The following is an 18,487-nucleotide window of genomic DNA, read 5'->3' on the forward strand; positions in this document are numbered from 1 at the left end:
GAAACTCCGGAGACAATGATGAAACGATTTCGCTGGATGATCCTGTGCGGCCTGGCGGCAGTGTGCGGCCTGAACGCCGCGCTCGCCCTGGCCCAGATGCCGATGGCGAAGGACCTCCAGTTTCCGGCCGAGCCGGTGGCGCCGGCTGCCGTCGATCGGCCGCAGATGGCACTGTTCAAGCCGGAGGGCGCCGGGCCGTTTCCGGCGCTGGTGCTGCTGCATCAGTGCGGCGGCCTGGGTACCCGCAAGCCGAATGAATCGATGCTGGGCTGGGCGAAGGATGCGGTGGCGCGCGGCTACGTGGCGCTGCTGGTCGACAGCCTCGGCCCGCGCGGCGTGGATTCGGTGTGCTACGGGCCGAAAGGCGGCGTGATTTTCACGCGCGGGGTCAAGGACGCACTGCAGGCGGCGGAGCATTTGCGGAAATTCGACTTTGTGGACCAGAAGCGCATTGCCCTGGCCGGCTATTCCTGGGGCGCGATGGTCGGTGTCCTGGCCAGCAGCGCGCGCTGGAGCGGCAATGCGCTGCCGGGCACGCGCTTCGCCGCCACCGTGGCGTTCTATCCGGGTTGCTTCAACATCAAACCGCCGACCGCTGCCGCCTATGAAATCGTCCAGCCCGACATCGATCGTCCGCTGCTGGTGCTGATGGGACAGCAGGACACCGAGACGCCGGCAGAGGAATGCGTCGCCAAACTGGGCGCCGCGAAGGCCGCCGGCGCGCCGGTCGAGTGGCATGTCTATCCGCAGGCCACGCATTGCTGGGATTGCAGGAGCCTCGACGGTTACTCGAAAACCGATGCGCGCGGCAACAGCGTGAGCTATCGCTACAACGCGGAATACACCGCCGACTCGGCGCAGCGGATGTTCCAGTTCCTCGAACGGAACATGGCTCTACGCCAATAGGCCCGGTTGCGGGAGCCGCGATTCATGTTCGGGCAATGCTGATGCCATCGCAACTGCGCGCCGTGCAGGCCGACATCACGCGCCTGCCGGTGGATGCCATCGTCAATGCGGCGAACTCGTCCCTGCTCGGCGGCGGCGCCCGCTCGATTGCCTTTCCCGCCATCAGCACCGGCGTCTTCGGCTACCCGGTGGAACTCGCCGCGGGCGTTGCGGTGGCGACGGTGCGCGCGGCCCTGCGGGAAGTCGCTGCCATCGATGAAGTAATCTTCTGCTGCTTTTCAGCGAACGACCTCGCCGCCTATCAGAAACTGATGACGGCGCCAGCCCCCGGATAGGACATTCCATGCAGCCTTCAAACCAAATTTCCGCAACGCCGCGTTTCATGATCCCGGAACGTCTGGAGACCGATCGCCTGGTGTTGCGCATGTTTGCCGCCGACGACTGGCGCGCGCTGCACGAGTACTACTCCGATGCCGAATGCATGCGCTACACCTATCGCCGCGCCCAGAGCGAAGCCGGCACCTGGCGGGCAATGGCCGGCATGGCCGGGCAGTGGCTGCTGCGCGGCTACGGCCCCTACGCGCTTGAAGAGAAATCGACGCGGACCGTGCTCGGCACGGTGGGGCTCTGGTATCCGCTGGAATGGCCGGAGCCCGAAATCAAGTGGGCACTGGCGCGTCGCCACTGGGGCAAGGCTTACGCCAGCGAGGCGGTGCGCGCGGTGCAGCGCATGGTGTCGGAGTGCGTTCCCGAATTGTCGCTGATCAGCCTGATCGACAGCCAGAACGCCGCCTCGATCCGGCTTGCGCTGGCGGTGGGAGCGAGGCTGGAACGCGAGATGGAATTCGCCGGCGCGCCGTTTCATGTTTACCGGCATCCGCGTCGGCCGGCAGTTTGATAAGTCGGCGCCGGCGATACGGCGGCGAGCGAAGCTGTCCCGCCTGGAAGGCATAGAATCACGCATCGCGGTCGGGATGGGGAGACAAAAATGAAAAAATCCATGTTCATTATCCTGCTGGCGCCTCTGCTCATTGCCGCCGGTGCCGCCGCCGCCGATCTGCCGGTCGGCAACTGCGCCGCGCCGATGGCCGCCACCGATCTTTCCAAGTGCGATTTCTCGCGCAAGAAGCTGGCGGGGCGGGACTTGCGCGGCGCCCGCCTGGCCGGTGCCAAGCTGGAAAGCACGGATTTCAGCAAGGCCAATCTTTCCGGCGCCGATTTGCGCGGCAGCAATGCCAAATGGGCCAACTTCACCGGTGCCAATCTCGCGGGTGCCGATTTGCGCAACGCCGACTTGTTCCATGCGACCTTCGACGACGGCGACCTCTCCGGCGCGAATCTCGCGGGGGCCTATCTGTTCGGCGCCAACCTGATCAACACCCGGGCGCCGAAGGCGGATTTTTCAGGCGCCTATCTGAAGGACATCCTGATGGAGGGCATCGATCTTTCGGGCGGATCGATCCGCAACTGCTACGCCTTTCGCGCGGTGTTTTCCGGGGCGAAGCTGGCCGGCGCCGACTTGTCGGGGGCCGACCTGACGGGCGCGTCGATGGAACAGGTCGATTTCAGCAATGCAAAGCTCAAGGCAACGCGGCTGGCGGGCGCGGTGCTGCGCCAGGCGATCTTCTTCAAGGCCGACATGGACGGCGCCGATCTGGCCAATGCCGACGTCTGGAACGCGAGTTTCGACCAGGCGCGCAATCGCGACAGTTCGGTGCAGGAGGCCCTGGTCGAGCCCTTCGTGGTCAGGGATCGCCGCTAGGCTCATACCGGCATGGCCCCGCAAAGCACGCTCTTCGAACTGTACGCCGCCGATGGCGTGAAGCTGTCGGGCCAGGCCTGGCTGCCGCCGGCGCCGCGCGCCGTGGTGGCGGTGGTGCACGGCATCGCCGAGCATGCGGGACGCTATGCCTTCCTCGCCGATCGCGCCAATCAGTGCGGCCTCGGCGTGGTGTCGGCGGACTTGCGCGGCCACGGCCGTTCGCCGGGCGAGAGATCGTATGTCGAGCGCTTCGACGACTATCTGCTGGATGTGGATGCGCTGATGGCGAAGGCGCGCGAACTGGCGGCCGGGCGTCCGCTGTTCCTCATGGGGCACAGCATGGGCGGCGCCATCGCCCTGCGCTGGCTGGCGCAGCGAAAGCAGCCGGTGGCGGGATTGATTTTGTCGTCGGCGGCGCTCAAGATCGGTGGCGACGTGCCGCGCCTGCTGGTGGCATTGGCGCCGCTGCTGTCGCGCTGGCTGCCGCACCTGCGCGGTACGCGTCTCGATCCGGCGACCATCAGTCGCGATCCGGCGGCGGTGGCGGCCTATGTTAATGATCCGCTGGTGAGCCTGCTGGCGCCGCCGGCGCGCACCGGTGCCGAGCTGCTGCAGGCAATGGAGGCCAATCGCGCCGCTGCCGCCGGGCTTGCGCTGCCGGTGTATCTGTTTCATGGCGATGCCGACCGCCTGACCGATCCGGACGGCAGCCGGGACATCCACGAGCGCTGGGGCGGCAGCGACAAGACCCTGCGCCTGTGGCCAGGCAGCCGCCACGAGACCTTCAACGACCTCGATCGCGAGGGCGTAGTGGCGGAACTTCTGGGGTGGATACTGGCGCGCTGCGCCTAGAGCCTCCGCGTCGTCGCTACTTGCGCCGCACGAAGATGAAATCGCCGCCTTCGTGGCCGGCCTGGCGGATATCGCTGTACTGGGGCGTCTGCTGGGCGCTGAGGACTACCTGGCGGCGCATCGAGGAGAAGAGCTGGCTCATGTCGACGATGCCGGTGTTGGTCCGCAGCGCATCGAGGAAGGCCTTGGCGAACACCGAATGCTTGCCGCCGCCGGCATCCTCCACCGGCTCCAGTCCCCCCGAGACCAGCGCGGTACGCGCCCGCTTCTGCGACAGGCGGGTAAAGTCGTCGAGCGCGGTCATCTGCACCGACAGGCTGCGCGTCAGCGTGCCGGCATAGCAGCTGTCGGCGACCAGCAGCACATGCTTGGCGCGGGTGCCGCGCACCATGTCGGCGATGTCCGAATTCGACAGCCAGTTGGCGCGGCGATTGGCATCGGCATCCACCGGCAGCCAGAAGCCGCGGTCGGAGTCGGTGTCCAGATGGCCGTGGCCGGCATAGTAGATCAGCAGATTGTCGGCGTCGGTGAGGCGGCGACGCAGGTCGTCGAAGGAATCGAGCATCTGGTTGCGCGTGGCGTCGAGCAGCAGCGTGACCTTGAAACCGTATTCCTTCTGCAACAGGTCGGCCACGGTGCGCGCGTCATGCGCGGCGGTCTTGAGCGGCGTCACCGAGCGATAGTTGTCGATGCCGATCACCAGCGCGTGGTAGTTGCCGAAGTTGAGCCTGGCATTGCCCGGTTGTGCCAGCGGCTTCATGCGCACCGGAGCCGCCTCGCCCAGTGCGGCGAGCCGGGAGCGGGCCAGGCTTTCAAAGCTGCCGCTGGGGAACTTGCGCAGATAGGCCTGGAAGTCGGCAGGATTCGCGCTGTTCTTGATGCTGTCCCAGAAGGCGAGGTCGATCGCAGCCGAAGTGTCGGCCAGCGACGCCGGCGGCGTGCCCGGCGCCGCGGTCGGTGGCGAGCTCGCGCCGAATGCCAGCAACGCTGCGGACTTGTCGAGCTTGTCGCCGAAGTCCGTATTGGCCGCGTCCCACGCCTCCGCGGCGGCTTCGCCGATCGAGCCCCAGGTATGCCGGGTGGCCACAATCGACATTCCATCGACTTTGACGCCCTTGTTGTCGGCAAAGGACGCCGTGATTTCCGCGGCGCCTTCCTTGCGGATGCCCGGCGACATGGTCAATTTCAGGTCCAGTGACAGAGCCAGGCCGCAGTCGCGGGACGGCAGGTCCGCGGCGGAGTTGATCGAGGTGACTTCGCGAAAGCGGGATTGCAGGGTATTGGTGATGTCGGAGACGAGGCGTCTGGAATCGAATCCGGACATGGCGCTTCCGGCAAGGCCATCGCGCATTGTGGTCAGGTAATCGAAGGTTTTGCTGGTGTTGTCAGTGAGAAGGACGCACAACTTCGCCGCGGAATGCAGGCGGGTCGCCCTGGATGACAGCGCCCTGAATGGATCTTCGGTCTTTGAATACTGCGGCGGCGCCGCGCAGGCGACGAGCACCAATGCCATCAGGGCGGCAGACAAAGGGAAGCGGATCGATTTCCGGAGCAACCCTGTTTCGCGCATGCTATCTCCCTGAATGGCGCATTTCTTCCGCGGCATCTTACTCGCTACGTATTGGCCTTGCAGCTCTTTCCCCGCGACGGCACGCAATGCAATTGCTCCAGTTGGCGCAGTCAGGGTGTGAATGAACTCGCCGAATGCGGAAATAAAATTATCCGTTACATGGCTTCGGTTGCAGGTCTTATAGTTGACTCGTCACATACATGCGGAGCAAAACCCCGCCTCGCATGTCTCCCTGAGTCGGCGTCAAAGCGCCGGCCTCGCCTGTAGATCGGGAGCAACTCCCGGCTGCGCCGTGATCGGATCCGTCGTTCGCGCCCCCAAGGCTGCGGACGGCCGGATTCACTGTGGCGTTGTTGCACTACGGATTCATCCCTTGCTCCAGATCAACGCGGCTTGCCGCGTCTGCGGGCATGGTGAAAACGCGGCGGCAAATCCATGATCATCAAGTGGTTGTTATTTCAGGCCTGAAGTATTTTCGGGTCGCATTGAAAAGGGAGCAGGCGGGAGTGGAGTCGTTGGCGAATCTTGCGGTGGCAGGGGCTTTCATGGCCGGGCTGGGTATCGTCCTGGCGCTGCTGCTGGCGTTTGCCAACAAGAAACTGTACGTCTTCGAAGACCCGCGCATCGGCGAGGTCGAGGAACTGCTGCCCAAATCCAACTGCGGCGCCTGCGGCCAGGCCGGCTGCCGCGATTTCGCCGAGAAGGTGGTCGGCGGCAGCATCATCCCGGCGCAATGCACGGTGAGCTCGCCGCAGCAGCGCCAGGGCATCGCCGACCTGCTCGGCGTCGCCGCCGGCACGGTGGAAAAGAAGGTGGCCCGGCTGGCCTGCGGCGGCGGCCAGCATGTGGCCTTCCTGCGCGCCCGCTACGAGGGCCTCAAGACCTGTCGCGCGGCGGCGGTGGTGTCCGGCGGCGGCAAGGAATGCGCCTGGGGTTGCCTGGGCCTGGCCGATTGCGCCAATGTCTGCACCTTCGATGCCATCGCCATGGATGCCCACGGCCTGCCGGTGGTCGACAGCGAAAAATGCACGGCCTGCAACGATTGCGTCGAGGTCTGCCCCAAGGGGCTGTTCAGCCTGGAGCCGATCAGCCATCGCCTCTGGGTGGCCTGCAAGAACCAGGCGGACGGCGATACCGCCGAGGCTTCCTGCGAGGTGGCCTGCACCGCCTGCGGCAAGTGCGTCGCCGATTCGCCGTTCAAGCTGATGCAGCTTGCCGGCAACCTCGCCGTCGTCAATTACGACTGGAACGACCGTGCCAGCCGTGTGCCGATCGAACGCTGCCCTACCGGAGCGATCCTCTGGTTCGAAACCCCGGACCGTCCGCTGAAGGGCGCCGCCGCCAAGAAAATCCTGCGCAACGACCCGTTGCCGCTGCGCTATTGAACTTGAAAGTTTGAGGAAGTCATCATGTCCATGTCATTGATCAAGAAAATCTTCTCGTTCTCGCTGCTGGAGACCGGCAGCGCCGGCCAGGAGGCGAAGTCGGTGAAGTACCCCGGCGTGCGCGACGCGGTCGATGGCAACACCGCCATCATCCATGTCGAGCGCGAGGCATCGGATGCCGCCGGCGCCTACCCGATCACGCCATCGACGCAGATGGGCGAGTACTGGGCCGAGGAGGTCGCCGCCGGCCACCTCAACATTTCCGACAAGCCGCTGATTTTCATCGAGCCCGAATCCGAGCACGCCGCCGCCGGCGTCACGGCCGGCATGGCCATGACGGGCCTGCGCGCGGTCAATTTCTCGTCGGGGCAGGGTGTCGCCTTCATGCACGAGTCGCTCTATGCAGCGGTCGGCAAGCGCCTGCCCTACGTGCTCAACATGGGCTGCCGCGCCATCACCAAGGCCTCGCTCAACGTGCATGCCGGCCACGATGACTACCACTGCGTCGATGACACCGGCTTCATCCAGGTCATGGCGACCAGTGCCACCCAGGCCGCCGACCTCAACCTGATCGCGCGCAAGGTCGCCGAACTGTCGCTGACCCCGGCCATCATCGGCCAGGACGGATTCCTGACCACGCACCTGATCGAATCCGGGCTGTTGCCCGAACGCGAACTGGTCGCGGAATATCTCGGCAAGCCGGACGACCTGATCGACACGCCGACGCCGGCGCAGGAAATGCTGTTCGGCGCGAAACGCCGCCGCGTGCCGGCGATCTGGGACGTCGATGTTCCGGTGGTCTCGGGCACGGTGCAGAACCAGGACGCCTACATGCAGGCCACCGCCGGCCAGCGCCCGTATTTCTTCGACCACATCGAGTCCATTACCGACGCCTGCATGGATGAATTCGCCGGGCTGACCGGCCGCCGCTACCAGCGCGTCGCCACCTTCAAGGCCGAGGATGCGGACTACCTGATCCTCGGCATGGGCAGCATGATCGTGCAGGCCGAAGCCGTTGCCGACTACCTGCGCGAAACGCGCAAGCTCAAGGTCGGCGTGGTCAACCTGACCATGTTCCGGCCCTTCCCCGGCGACCTGCTGGGCCATGTGTTGCGCGGCAAGAAGGGCGTCGCGGTGCTGGAGCGCACCGATCAGCCGCTGGCCGAAGACCTGCCGTTGATCCGCGAAGTGCGCGCGGTGCTGACCAAGTGCATCGAGAACGGCATGGCCGGACCGGCGGGTGACAAGCCCTATGCCGACTACGCCAGCTACGGCCCCGGCGACATGCCGCGCCTGTACTCGGGCTGCTACGGCCTGGGCTCGCGCGACCTGCAACCCGAGGCACTGATCGGCACGGTGGAAAACATGTTGCCCGAGGGTACGCAGCGCAAGTTCTTCTATCTCTCCGTCGATTTCGCCCGCGATCCGATCAATCCGAAGGACGAGGTGCATCAGCAGGATCTCGCCGACAAGTACCCGCGCATCCGCGAACTGGGCGTGCGCGGTTCGGAGAATCCCAACCTGCTGCCGAAGGGCGCCATCACCGTGCGCATGCACTCGGTGGGCGGCTGGGGCGCCATCACCACCGGCAAGAACCTGGCGATGACCCTGTTCGAACTGCTCGGCTGGGACATCAAGGCCAATCCGAAATACGGCTCGGAGAAGAAGGGGCAGCCGACTACCTACTACCTGTCGGCGGCGCCGGAACCGATCCGCATCAATTGCGAATATGCCTTCGTCGATGTCGTGCTCTCGCCCGATCCGGCGGTGTTCGGCCACAGCAACCCGCTGTCGGGGTTGAAGCAGGGCGGCTTCTTCATCATCCAGTCGAACCTCGGCAAACAGACCTGGGCCAATTTCCCGCTCTGGGCGCAGAAATTCATCGTCGACAACGAGATTCGCGTGTTCTATCTTGATGCCTTCCAGATCGCCCGCGAGGAAGCCGGCGCGGCCGAGCTGCAATTGCGCATGCAGGGCATCGCCTTCCAGGGCGCCTTCTTCGCCGCCAGCCCGACCATGGCCAACGCGGGCCTGACGGAAGACGCGCTGTTTACCGCGATCGAGGCCCAGTTGCAGTCGAAGTTCGGCGGCAAGGGCGCGCGCGTGGTGGCCGACAACCTGCGCGTGGTGCGGCGCGGCTTTACCGAACTGACCGAGATCACCGACAAGGAAATCGGTGTCGCGAAGAAGCAACTGGCCCGGCAGGATGCCGGCCTGCCCGTCATGCTGCGGCAGTTGCCGGTGGCGGAGGAGGGGCCGCGCCTCTCCAAGCCGGCCGACATCCACCGCTTCTGGGAGCAGACCGGCAACTTCTACCTGACCGGCAAGGGGTCCGACAACCTGGTCGATCCCTTCATCGGCATGTCGCTGGTGCCCGCCGCCACCGGCGTGTTCCGCGACATGACCGGCATTCGCTTCGAGCATCCGCAGTGGATCGCCGAGAACTGCACGGCCTGCGGCAACTGCTATACGCAGTGCCCGGACTCGGCGATTCCCGGCCTGGTCAGCTCGATTCCGGACGTTTTCAACGCGGCGGTGAACCGCATCGAAACCAGCGGCACGCCGACCCGCTTCCTGCGCCGCGCGGTGCGCGCCGTGGAGAAGAAACTGCGCGCGCTGATCGACAACGACGGCGGCTTCGTGCGCCCGCTGATCGATATCGCCATGGACCAGGTGCTGGCCGAAACGCCGGAAGGCGAGCGTGCTTCGCTGGCCGCCGAGTTCACCCAGCTGCAGATCCAGCTCGGCGGCTTCCAGTTCGGCGCCACCAAGCCCTACTGGTCGCAGCGCGAGAAGAAAGCCAAGGGCAGCGGCGGACTCTTCTCGATCACCATCAATCCCTATACCTGCAAGGGTTGCGCGCTGTGCGTCACGGTCTGCGAGGACAATGCGCTGAAAATGGTGACGCAGACCGAGGACTCGGTGGAGCGCCTGCGCCGCGACTGGAACACCTGGCTCGACCTGCCGACCACGCCCAAGGAATACAGCCGCATCGACAGCCTCGACGAAAAGATCGGCGCGCTGGAAACCCTGTTGCTCGACAAGCACAATTACGCCTCGATGAACTGCGGCGACGGCGCCTGCCTCGGCTGCGGCGAGAAGACCGCGATCCACTTGTTTACCTCGACCGTGACGGCGCTGATGCAGCCGCGCGTCAAGGCCTTCATCGACAAGCTCGACGATCTGATCGTGCGCCTCGAACAGCACATGCGCGTCAAGCTCGCCTCGGCGGTCGACCTGACCGACACCGGCGCGGTGGTGCGCGCCGTGGATGCGACCGGCCTGCACGACCTGACCCTGTCCAACCTGGCCAACAAGCTGAATGCCGACAAGCCATCGCAACTGCTTGATCCGGCCTGGGTCAAGAACACCGCGCAACTGCTGGAAAAGTTGAAAGACCTGAAGTGGCGCTATGTCGAAGGCCCGACCAAACGTGGTCGCGCCGAGATGGGCATCGTCAACTCGACGGGCTGCACCTCGGTGTGGGGTTCGACCTACCCCTTCCATCCCTATCCCTTCCCCTGGACCTCGCATCTGTTCCAGGATTCGCCCTCCGTGGCGATGGGCCTCTTCGAGGGCCACATGGCGAAGATGGCCGACGGCTTCAAGGCCGTGCGCATGGCCGAGATGGAACTGGCCAGCGACTACCTGCCGGATCGCGACGACGACTTCTTCCGTCGCTTCACCTGGAGCAAGTTCTCCGAGGAGGAGTGGCTGCTGTGCCCGCCGGTGGTGTCGATCGGCGGCGACGGCGCGATGTACGACATCGGCTTCCAGAACCTCTCGCGCGCCATGATGTCGGGCATGCCGATCAAGGTGCTGGTGGTCGATACGCAGGTGTATTCCAACACCGGCGGCCAGGCCTGCACCTCCGGCTTCATCGGCCAGGTGTCCGACATGGCGCCTTTCGGCGCGGCGCAGCGCGGCAAGCAGGAGACGCGCAAGGAGATCTCGCTGATCGGCATGGCGCACCGCACGTCCTACGTGATGTCCGGCACCATCGCCCACGTCAATCACCTGCTCGAAAGCTATGTCGATGGCTTGAACAGCCGCCGTCCGGCGCTGTTCAACATCTACGCGGTCTGTCCGCCGGAGCATGGCGTCGGCGACGACCGCAGCGTGGACCAGAGCAAGCTGGCGGTGGAAGGCCGCGCCTATCCGCTGTTCCGCTTCGATCCCGATGCCGGCACCACCTTCCGCGAGTGCGTCAGCCTCGAAGGCAACCCGTCGCTCGACACCGACTGGCCGACCTACAGCCTCAAGTATCTCGATGACAACGGCGCCGAACAGAGCATGACGCTGCCGATGACCTTCGCTGATTTCGCGGCGACCGAGGCGCGCTTCCTCAAGCAGTTCAAGAAGGCTCCGCCGGAAACCTGGAACGAGAACATGGTGTTGCTGGCCGATTTCCTGGAGCTTGACGCGGACGACCGCGAAGGCAAGTTCCCCTACATCTGGGCGGTGGACAAGAAGAACCGCCTGATGCGCCTGCTGGTCACCGCGGATCTGGTGCGTTCTTCCGAAGAGCGTCTGAATTTCTGGCGCCAGTTGCGCGGCATTGCCGGCCTCGATTCGCAGCCGGCGGATACCGACGAAGTGACGGAGCGCGTGCGCGCCGAACTGCTGGCCAAGGTCAGCGCCAGCCTCGGTCTGGGGGGCGGCGGTGCCGTCGCGACGCCCGCCGCGGGAGTCGGCGCTGGCGGGACGGCGATTTCGAGCGCCGGCGGCGGCGATTACGAGCCGGTCTGGATCGAGACGCCGGAATGCACGGCCTGCGACGAGTGCACCACGCTGGCACCGAAGACCTTCGCCTACAACGACCAGAAACTTGCCATCGTCATCAACCCGAAGGGCGCGAAATTCGCCGACATCGTCAAGGCCGCCGAGAAATGCACGGCCGGCTGCATCCATCCCGGCACACCGTGGAACATGGCAGAGCCGGGGGTGGAAAAGCTCATGGTGCGGGCGGCCAAGTACAACTGATCCGGCGATGAAGCTGCTTTCCTACTTCCGCGGTGAAGCCTTCCAGCGCGGCGTGCATCCGCCGTCCTGCAAGCTGACGGCGGATCGCAAGATTCGCCGCCTGCCGTTTCCGCCGAAGGTCACGGTGCCGCTGTCGCAGCACATCGGCAAGGCGCCGCGGCCGATCGTGCGCGTCGGCCAGGAAGTGGTGCGCGGCCAGCCCATCGCCAGGAGCGACGAGTGGCTCTCGGTGCCGCACCATGCGCCGCTGTCGGGCGTGGTCGAGTTCATCGGCCTGCGCCCCGGCATGCGCGGCACGTGGATCGAGTCCATCGTCATCCGCGCCCATCCGGGAGCGACGCAGGAAGACCTCTGGGGCCGGCCGCGCGACTTGTCGCAGGCCACCGGCCAGGACATCCTGCAGGCGATCTGGGATACCGGCATGGTGGGCCTGGGCGGCGCCGCCTTCCCGACCCACGCCAAGCTCTCGGTGCCGAAGCAGGCGAAAGTGCATACCCTGGTGGTGAACGGCTGCGAGTGCGAGCCCTATCTCACCTGCGATCACCGCGTCATGGTGGAACAGTCCGACGATCTGATCGCCGGCATTCGCTACGCCATGCGCGCCACCGGCGCCGAGCGGGCCATCATCGGCATCGAGGACAACAAACCCGATGCGCGGAGCGTTCTGCGCGACGCCATTGCGCGCGCCGGAACCCTTCCCGAGGGCGAGATATTCGCCGAACTGGTGCCGACCAAATATCCGCAGGGTGCGGAAAAGATGCTGATCATGGCGCTGTTCGGCACCGAGATGCCGGCCGGCGGCCTGCCGATCGCGCTGGGCATGGTGGTCAGCAACGTCGGCACGCTGGCCGCGCTGGGCAAGCTGCTGCCGGCCGGGCAGGGCCTCACCGAGCGGGTCGTGACCGTCACCGGCTCCGGCGTGGCGCGGCCCGGCGATTACCGCGTGATCCTCGGCACGCCGCTCAAGTTCGTGCTCGATTACGCCGGCGTGCCCGCGGTCCACGCGCTCGATGCGCGTCAGGTGATCCTCGGCGGGCCGATGATGGGCCAGGCCATCGGCTCGCTCGACGTGCCCATCACCAAGGGCGTCTCCGGCGTGCTGGTGTTCCGCCGCGAGGACATGCAGGTGCGCGAGACGCGCCAGACCTATCCCTGCATCAAGTGCGGCGAGTGCGTCGAATCCTGCCCGATGGGCCTCAACCCGTCGACCCTGGGCATGCTCGCCGCCAAGCGCGAATACGAGCTGATGGGCGAACGGTATTTCCTCGGCGACTGCTTCGAGTGCGGCTGCTGCACCTATGTCTGCCCGTCCAACATCCCGCTGGTGCAGCAGTTCCGCGTCGCCAAGCAGATCCTGCGGGAGAAGGCGGCATGAAAATGAGGAAGGCATTTTGTCCGCAGATTTCGCAGATTTGCGCAGATGAAAAGGAACCTCGGGCCCGCAACATGGCCATCGTGCCCCCGGCCTCTGAGTTGAGTTGCTTCAATCTGCGAAATCTGCGTAATCTGCGGATTGATTCGAGGTTCGTCGCATGACCGCTCCCATCGAAATCCGTTCGGCCCCGCATGTGCAGGGGGCGAAGACGGTCGAAACCATCATGCGGCATGTGGTGTATTCGCTGCTGCCGATCTGCGCCTTCTATGTGTTCCAGTACGGCATTTCGGCGCTGGCGTCGCTCGTTGTCGTCACCGCGGCCTGCCTGCTGACCGAGCGCTTCTTCGTTCGCACCGGGACGCAGGCGGGACGACTGTCCGACTACTCGGCCGTGATCACCGGCCTGCTGCTGGCGCTGACGCTGCCGCCGGGCTTTCCGCTGTGGATGGGCGCGGTGGCCGGCCTCGTTGCCATCGCTCTCGGCAAGGCGCTGTTCGGCGGCATCGGCTTCAATGTATTCAACCCGGCGCTGGTTGGCCGCGCGTTTGTCCAGGCGGCGTTTCCCACCGCCATCGCCACCTATACGCCGTCCTTCCTCACCGGCCGCTTCACCGAATTCATTCCCTCGTCGCTGGCCTGGCCGCTGATGATTCCGGCCGATGCCGCCGCCTGGCTCAAGGTCAAGAACCTCGACGCGCTGGCCGGCGCGACGCCGCTGGCGAAATGGAAGTTCGACGGCGTGGTGGCCAATGCCGTCGACCTGCTGACGTCGCTTTCGGGCCACATGGCGGTCGGTCCGGCGCCGCTGCTGATCCTGCTCTGCGGCGCGTATCTGGCGCTGCGCCGCTTCATGGACTGGCGCATTCCGCTGGCGATCATCGGCAGCGCGGCGCTGACGGCCTGGCTGCTGTTCGCCTTCGATCCGGCGCGTTATCCGAATCCCTTCTTCATGCTGTTCTCCGGCGGCCTGATCCTCGGTGCCGTGTACATGGCGACCGACATGGCGACCTCGCCGGTGACGCCCAAGGGCATGTGGGTGTATGGGGCGCTGATCGGCCTCCTGACGGTGGTGATCCGCTACTACAGCGGCCTGCCGGAAGGCGTGATGTACGCCATCCTGATCGCCAATGCCGCGTCGCCGCTGATCGAGAAGATCACCCAGCCGGTGCCCTTCGGCCGCAGTGTGCTCAATCGCCGCAAGCGTGCCACCTATCCGCTGAATCCGGGTTACATCTCGCGCGAGGAAGCCGGCGCGGTAACGCCGAAGAAGCGCTTCCTGCCCAAGAAGCCGAAAAAATGAGTGACCAGCCCGCCAGCGACAAGAAGGTGATTCCGATCGCGGTCGCCCAGCCCGAGCCCGCGCCGCCGGCTTCGCCGACGGCCGCGATGATCCGCACCCTGGGCCTGGTGTCGGCCATCTGCGGCCTGATCATCGTCGGCGCCTACGAGGGCACCTACGATGCCGTGGCCGCCAACAAGAAGATCGCCACCGAGCGCGCCGTGTTCAAGGTGATCCCGGCGGCGAAGTCGATTGCCGAGTATGTCGCATTACCTGCTGGCGGCATCGAGCCAAGAGTCGGCGCTGGCGACACGGCGAATGCGCCGGGCGCGGTCAAATTCTTTGCCGCCTACGACGCGGCCGGCAAGCTCGCCGGCATCGCGGCCGAGGGCGGCGCCAAGGGCTACGCCGATACCGTGCGCATCATGTTCGGCTACTCGCCCGACTGCCAGTGCGTGGTCGGCATCGGCGTGGTCAATATGCGCGAGACGCCGGGCATCGGCGACAAGATCATCACCGACAAGGAGTTCCTCGCCAACTTCAACGCCCTCGACGTCAAGCTGAAGGGTGACCTTTCCGCATTGGCCAACGAGGTCAAGGCGGTCAAGCACGGCGCCAAGACCAGCCCGTGGCAGATCGATGCCATCGCCGGCGCGACCATCACCTCGCGCGCCGTCGGCAAGGCCATCAACGATACGGCGCAGGCGCTGCTGCCGCGCCTGGTCCCCAACCTCGAAAAGCTCGGGAGCAAATCATGAATCTGAAAAAGGAATCCGGTCCGCAGATTTCGCAGATTGGCGCGGATGAATCGGGATATCCGCACAATCTGCGAAATCTGCGGATTGAACCGAGGTTTTTTTGATGAATCCGACGACGGCAACCACCTGGGACGAGTTCATGGAAGGCGTCTGGCGCCAGAACCCGGTGTTCGTCATGGTGCTGGGCATGTGCCCGACGCTGGCCGTCACGGTTTCCGGCGTCAATGCGCTTTCAATGGGAGTCGCGACGACGTTCGTCCTGGTCTGCTCCTGTGCGCTGGTGTCGCTGATGCGCAGCTTTACGCCCAAGGAGGTGCGCATCGCGGTGTATATCGTCATCATCGCCACCTTCGTCACGGTGGTCGACTATGTCATCCAGGCCATCAGCCTGGCGCTCTACGATGCGCTGGGCGCCTTCATCCAGCTGATCGTGGTGAACTGCATCATCCTCGGCCGGGCCGAAGCCCACGCCTCGAAGAACACGCCCATGCCGGCGATGATCAACGCCGCCGGCATGGGCGTGGGCTTTACCATCGGCCTGCTGGCGCTCGGCACGGTGCGCGAAGTGCTCGGCGCCGGCACGCTGTTCGGCGTGGCCCTGTTCGGTGCGCAATTCCAGCCCTGGGTGATCATGGTGCTGCCGCCCGGCGGTTTCTTCGTGCTCGGCGCCTGGCTGCTGCTGTTCTCGTGGTGGGCGCGGCGCAAGGCAGGAAAGGAGGCCACGCAAAATGCATGAATCGGCCTTCCAGATTTTCGTCAATGCGCTGCTCGCCAACAACTTCGTGCTGGCGATGTTCCTCGGGCTGTGCCCCTTCCTCGGAGTCTCGGGCAAGCTCGACACGGCCTTCCCGATGGGCGTGGCGACCACCTTCGTGATGCTGGTGGCCTCGCTCTGCGCCTACGGCCTGAACCTGCTGCTGGGCTACTTCCATCTCGAATTCCTGCGCCTGATTTCCTACATCGTGATCATTGCCTCGGCGGTGCAACTGGTCGAGATGGTGCTGAAGAAATACAGCCCGGCGCTCTTCCGTGCGCTGGGCATCTACCTGCCGCTGATCACCACCAATTGCGCCGTGCTCGGCGTCGCGCTGTTCCAGACGGCGCGCGAATACGACTTCGTCCAGTCGGTCACTTTCAGCATCGGCGGCGGCCTCGGCTTCACCCTCGCGCTGGTGCTGATGGCCAGCGTGCGCGAGCGCCTGACGCTGTCCAACGTGCCCGACCTGGCGCAGGGCACGGCGCTGTCGCTGATGCTGGCCGGCATCCTCTCGCTTTCATTCATGGGCTTTGCCGGATTGGGCGGATGATGACTACCTATCTGGTGACCATCGGCCTCATCTTCACCATCATGCTCGCCGGCATTGCCGTCGAGCGCATTTATCGGTGCTTTGCCGCGCGGAACCCGCAGCTCGGTCCCTTCCGCGACAGCAGCAAATGCGGCAGCTGCACCGCCGGCAGCGGCTGCAGCGACACCGCCTGCGAATCCGGCGCCGCCACGCCCGCGCCACACCACTGAACACTTGTTCTGGAGCCAATGACATGCAGACATCCAAGCCACCCACACCGCCTCCCGCCAGGACCTATTCCGCCGTCCTCACGGCATCGCGCCGCATCACGCCGCCCGCCTCGCGCGAGGAGGTCCGGCACCTGGCCTTCAAGACCGGCGACCTGTCCTTCGACGGCACGCTGGGCAATTGCATCCGCGTCATGGCGCCGGGACAGCTTGGCAATCCGTGGCACACCCGCCTGTACTCGATCATGGACCTGGAGCGGCGCAACGACGGCACCGAGTTCGCCATCTGCGTGCGGCGCTGTTCCTACATCGACGATTTCAACGGCGAGGAATACCAGGGTGTCGCCTCGAACTACCTGTGCGACCTGCGCCCGGATGACAGCATCCAGTTCGCCGGCCCGGTCGGCTACCCGTTCGTCATTCCCGAGGACAAGACCGCCGACATCCTGATGCTGGGCATGGGCACCGGCATTGCGCCGTTTCGCACGCTGATCCGGCAGATCTACGAAAAGATCGGCGGCTGGCAGGGCAGGGTGCGGCTGTTCTACGGCGCGAAGAGCCCGCTGGAAATGCTCTACATGAACGACGAGAACAACGACCTCGCCAACTATTTCGACCAGCCGACCTTCAAGGCCTTCCAGGCCGTCAGCCCGCGACCGGGCCTGGGGGCGCCGGTGGCGCTGGACAAGGCCCTGGAACAGAACGCGGCGGAAGTCTGGGAGATGCTCAAGCGGCCGGGCACCCGGGTGTTCGTCGCCGGCACCGGGAACATGCTCGCGATGGTCGACCGGGCGATGGCGGACTTGGCCGGCTCGGCCCGCGAGTGGGCGTCGGTCCATGCCCAGCTGCGTTCCAGCGGACGCTGGAGCGAAGTGCTGTATTAACGGCCCCCGAAGGGGAATTCCCGTTATGCAAAGCAGCGATCGGGCGTTCGTCGCCTGCAAGAACGCTGCCCCGGTTCGTGGCGGCGTTTTCATTTTCGCCGGCAGCCGGCATGAAATGCTTCAAATCGCAATCAATCGTATTGCTTCCGTCATGTGATGTTCGAATGTCCCGGCATTTCATTTTGTGGAAAATTGATCCGCCGCCGGCTGCATAAAAAACAACACAAGCCAGCGCGCATGCCGATCAACGACCAAGGGAGGGGCGTCATGGGAATGCTGGACTGGTTCAAGAACATCGTGAGTGGGGGCGGTAGCCAGGCGGCGCCGGCCGTCAGCGCACTGGACGAGCAAAGCGCCGAACTGGCCGGCCTGAATTTCAAGACCGCGGTCGATGCCCACATGAAATGGAAGGTTCGGCTGGAAAGCTACATCAACGGCACCAGCGAAGAGCAGCTCAAGGTCGATGTCGTCTGCCGCGACGATCAATGCCCCCTGGGCAAGTGGATCTACGACAAGGGCGGCGAGAAGTTCGGCTTTTCGGAAACCTTCTTCGACATGAAGGCGCATCATGCCCTGTTCCATCGCAGTGCCGGCGACGTACTGTCGGCGGCGCAGGCCGGGGACAAGGCCGCCGCCACCAAACTGCTGCACGGCGGCGACTATGTGAAGTCGTCGGAACGGGTCAAGATGCTGCTGGCGCGCATGTTCGTCATCGCCTCGGAAGGCACAGAAGCCATCGATTCCCACATCAAGTGGAAGGCCCGGCTACAGGCACATATCAATGGCGACGGCAAGGAAGACCTCAGGGTCGAAACCGTCTCGCGCGACGACCAGTGCACCCTCGGTCAATGGATCAACGGCATCGGCGGCGAGCGTTTCGGCCAGAATCCGGTGTTCGCCGTGGTCCGCTCGCGCCATGCCAACTTTCATCGTTGCGCCGGGGAAGTGCTGGCGGTCGCCCGCCAGGGCGACAAGGAGAAGGCCCTGCACATGCTGGAGGAAGGGGCTTATCCCGATGCCTCGGAACAAGTGGCGGAGGCGATTGTGCACCTCTTCGCGGGGCAGAAGACCGCGGCCTGAAACGCTGTTTCCGGCAATGCCTCGTCAGGGGCATTGCATCGCGCGGCGATCCCCGGATCGCCGCGCGATGCTATATCCTATTTTCCGCAGATGACGCAGATTTTCGCAGATTTAAACGCGGTACTTCATAGGGTTGGATG

General features: G+C 65.0%; 17 protein-coding genes. 16 read left to right on the forward strand and 1 reads right to left on the reverse strand.

Going from position 1 to position 18,487, the window contains the following annotated elements; all coding sequences use genetic code 11:
- The first annotated feature begins 18 nt into the window (after window positions 1-18).
- The 5 genes from SUTH_RS07005 to SUTH_RS07025 all read left to right on the forward strand — a co-directional run bounded on the left by SUTH_RS07005 (window position 19) and on the right by SUTH_RS07025 (window position 3,520).
- Window positions 19-906: a dienelactone hydrolase family protein gene (locus SUTH_RS07005; RefSeq protein WP_197539660.1), complete on the forward strand. Its 888-nt coding sequence runs from the start codon at window positions 19-21 to the stop codon at window positions 904-906.
- 41 nt (window positions 907-947) lie between these two features.
- Window positions 948-1,241, forward strand: a complete 294-nt coding sequence (locus SUTH_RS07010) for a macro domain-containing protein (RefSeq protein ID WP_084207541.1) — start codon at window positions 948-950, stop codon at window positions 1,239-1,241.
- A gap of 8 nt (window positions 1,242-1,249) precedes the next feature.
- Window positions 1,250-1,804, forward strand: coding sequence for a GNAT family N-acetyltransferase (locus tag SUTH_RS07015; protein WP_052473388.1), 555 nt, complete (start codon window positions 1,250-1,252; stop codon window positions 1,802-1,804).
- Window positions 1,805-1,894: 90 nt separating this feature from the next.
- Complete coding sequence (locus SUTH_RS07020; RefSeq protein ID WP_041098177.1) at window positions 1,895-2,668, forward strand: pentapeptide repeat-containing protein; 774 nt, start codon at window positions 1,895-1,897, stop codon at window positions 2,666-2,668.
- Between the two features lie 12 nt (window positions 2,669-2,680).
- Entirely contained in the window at window positions 2,681-3,520 is an 840-nt protein-coding gene (locus SUTH_RS07025) for an alpha/beta hydrolase (RefSeq protein ID WP_052473389.1), read from the forward strand.
- Window positions 3,521-3,536: 16 nt separating this feature from the next.
- Here SUTH_RS07025 and SUTH_RS18350 read toward each other — a convergent pair whose 3' ends face one another.
- Window positions 3,537-4,844, reverse strand: a complete 1,308-nt coding sequence (locus SUTH_RS18350; RefSeq protein WP_171817329.1) for a caspase family protein — start codon at window positions 4,842-4,844, stop codon at window positions 3,537-3,539.
- 752 nt (window positions 4,845-5,596) lie between these two features.
- Here SUTH_RS18350 and SUTH_RS07035 point away from each other — a divergent pair.
- The 11 genes from SUTH_RS07035 to SUTH_RS07080 all read left to right on the forward strand — a co-directional run bounded on the left by SUTH_RS07035 (window position 5,597) and on the right by SUTH_RS07080 (window position 18,347).
- Window positions 5,597-6,475, forward strand: coding sequence for a (Fe-S)-binding protein (locus SUTH_RS07035; protein ID WP_197539661.1), 879 nt, complete (start codon window positions 5,597-5,599; stop codon window positions 6,473-6,475).
- Between the two features lie 24 nt (window positions 6,476-6,499).
- Entirely contained in the window at window positions 6,500-11,458 is a 4,959-nt protein-coding gene (locus SUTH_RS07040) for a 2-oxoacid:acceptor oxidoreductase family protein (RefSeq protein WP_231851112.1), read from the forward strand.
- A 7-nt stretch (window positions 11,459-11,465) separates the two neighbouring features.
- A complete protein-coding gene (gene rsxC / locus SUTH_RS07045) occupies window positions 11,466-12,833 on the forward strand; it encodes an electron transport complex subunit RsxC (RefSeq protein WP_041098179.1) in 1,368 nt (455 codons plus the stop codon).
- A 157-nt stretch (window positions 12,834-12,990) separates the two neighbouring features.
- Window positions 12,991-14,133: an RnfABCDGE type electron transport complex subunit D gene (locus SUTH_RS07050; RefSeq protein WP_041098181.1), complete on the forward strand. Its 1,143-nt coding sequence runs from the start codon at window positions 12,991-12,993 to the stop codon at window positions 14,131-14,133.
- A complete protein-coding gene (locus SUTH_RS07055; RefSeq protein WP_197539662.1) occupies window positions 14,130-14,870 on the forward strand; it encodes an FMN-binding protein in 741 nt (246 codons plus the stop codon). Before SUTH_RS07050 ends, SUTH_RS07055 begins: the two co-directional genes overlap by 4 nt.
- A 103-nt stretch (window positions 14,871-14,973) precedes the next feature.
- The gene (gene rsxE / locus SUTH_RS07060; RefSeq protein WP_041098183.1) at window positions 14,974-15,606 is read left to right on the forward strand and encodes an electron transport complex subunit RsxE; all 633 of its coding nucleotides are present in this window, start codon (window positions 14,974-14,976) and stop codon (window positions 15,604-15,606) included.
- Window positions 15,599-16,177 carry an electron transport complex protein RnfA gene (locus SUTH_RS07065; protein ID WP_041098185.1) on the forward strand — a complete coding sequence of 193 codons (579 nt, stop codon included), beginning with the start codon at window positions 15,599-15,601 and terminating at the stop codon, window positions 16,175-16,177. The genes rsxE and SUTH_RS07065 overlap by 8 nt, the downstream gene beginning before the upstream one ends.
- Entirely contained in the window at window positions 16,174-16,386 is a 213-nt protein-coding gene (locus SUTH_RS07070; RefSeq protein ID WP_041098187.1) for a hypothetical protein, read from the forward strand. Before SUTH_RS07065 ends, SUTH_RS07070 begins: the two co-directional genes overlap by 4 nt.
- 23 nt (window positions 16,387-16,409) lie before the next feature.
- A complete protein-coding gene (locus SUTH_RS07075; protein ID WP_041098189.1) occupies window positions 16,410-17,267 on the forward strand; it encodes a ferredoxin reductase domain-containing protein in 858 nt (285 codons plus the stop codon).
- A 25-nt stretch (window positions 17,268-17,292) separates the two neighbouring features.
- Window positions 17,293-17,424 (forward strand): hypothetical protein, encoded by a 132-nt coding sequence (locus SUTH_RS20215; RefSeq protein WP_269450486.1) that lies wholly within the window; start codon window positions 17,293-17,295, stop codon window positions 17,422-17,424.
- A 110-nt stretch (window positions 17,425-17,534) separates the two neighbouring features.
- Window positions 17,535-18,347, forward strand: coding sequence for a CZB domain-containing protein (locus tag SUTH_RS07080; protein ID WP_171817330.1), 813 nt, complete (start codon window positions 17,535-17,537; stop codon window positions 18,345-18,347).
- The last annotated feature ends 140 nt before the right edge of the window (window positions 18,348-18,487 follow it).

This window comes from Sulfuritalea hydrogenivorans sk43H, assembly GCF_000828635.1.
Lineage (GTDB): Bacteria > Pseudomonadota > Gammaproteobacteria > Burkholderiales > Rhodocyclaceae > Sulfuritalea > Sulfuritalea hydrogenivorans.

Bases quoted from the DNA above. Each gene is read 5' to 3' on its own strand.
- SUTH_RS18350 (WP_171817329.1), bottom strand. From the start codon at position 4,844: ATGTCCGGATTCGATTCCAGACGCCTCGTCTCCGACATCACCAATACC.
- SUTH_RS07070 (WP_041098187.1), top strand. From the start codon at position 16,174: ATGATGACTACCTATCTGGTGACCATCGGCCTCATCTTCACCATCATG.
- SUTH_RS07040 (WP_231851112.1), top strand. From the start codon at position 6,500: ATGTCCATGTCATTGATCAAGAAAATCTTCTCGTTCTCGCTGCTGGAG.
- SUTH_RS07015 (WP_052473388.1), top strand. From the start codon at position 1,250: ATGCAGCCTTCAAACCAAATTTCCGCAACGCCGCGTTTCATGATCCCG.
- SUTH_RS07075 (WP_041098189.1), top strand. From the start codon at position 16,410: ATGCAGACATCCAAGCCACCCACACCGCCTCCCGCCAGGACCTATTCC.
- SUTH_RS07050 (WP_041098181.1), top strand. From the start codon at position 12,991: ATGACCGCTCCCATCGAAATCCGTTCGGCCCCGCATGTGCAGGGGGCG.
- rsxE (WP_041098183.1), top strand. From the start codon at position 14,974: ATGAATCCGACGACGGCAACCACCTGGGACGAGTTCATGGAAGGCGTC.
- rsxC (WP_041098179.1), top strand. From the start codon at position 11,466: ATGAAGCTGCTTTCCTACTTCCGCGGTGAAGCCTTCCAGCGCGGCGTG.
- SUTH_RS07005 (WP_197539660.1), top strand. From the start codon at position 19: ATGAAACGATTTCGCTGGATGATCCTGTGCGGCCTGGCGGCAGTGTGC.
- SUTH_RS20215 (WP_269450486.1), top strand. From the start codon at position 17,293: ATGCAAAGCAGCGATCGGGCGTTCGTCGCCTGCAAGAACGCTGCCCCG.
- SUTH_RS07055 (WP_197539662.1), top strand. From the start codon at position 14,130: ATGAGTGACCAGCCCGCCAGCGACAAGAAGGTGATTCCGATCGCGGTC.
- SUTH_RS07020 (WP_041098177.1), top strand. From the start codon at position 1,895: ATGAAAAAATCCATGTTCATTATCCTGCTGGCGCCTCTGCTCATTGCC.
- SUTH_RS07080 (WP_171817330.1), top strand. From the start codon at position 17,535: ATGGGAATGCTGGACTGGTTCAAGAACATCGTGAGTGGGGGCGGTAGC.
- SUTH_RS07065 (WP_041098185.1), top strand. From the start codon at position 15,599: ATGCATGAATCGGCCTTCCAGATTTTCGTCAATGCGCTGCTCGCCAAC.
- SUTH_RS07025 (WP_052473389.1), top strand. From the start codon at position 2,681: ATGGCCCCGCAAAGCACGCTCTTCGAACTGTACGCCGCCGATGGCGTG.
- SUTH_RS07010 (WP_084207541.1), top strand. From the start codon at position 948: ATGCCATCGCAACTGCGCGCCGTGCAGGCCGACATCACGCGCCTGCCG.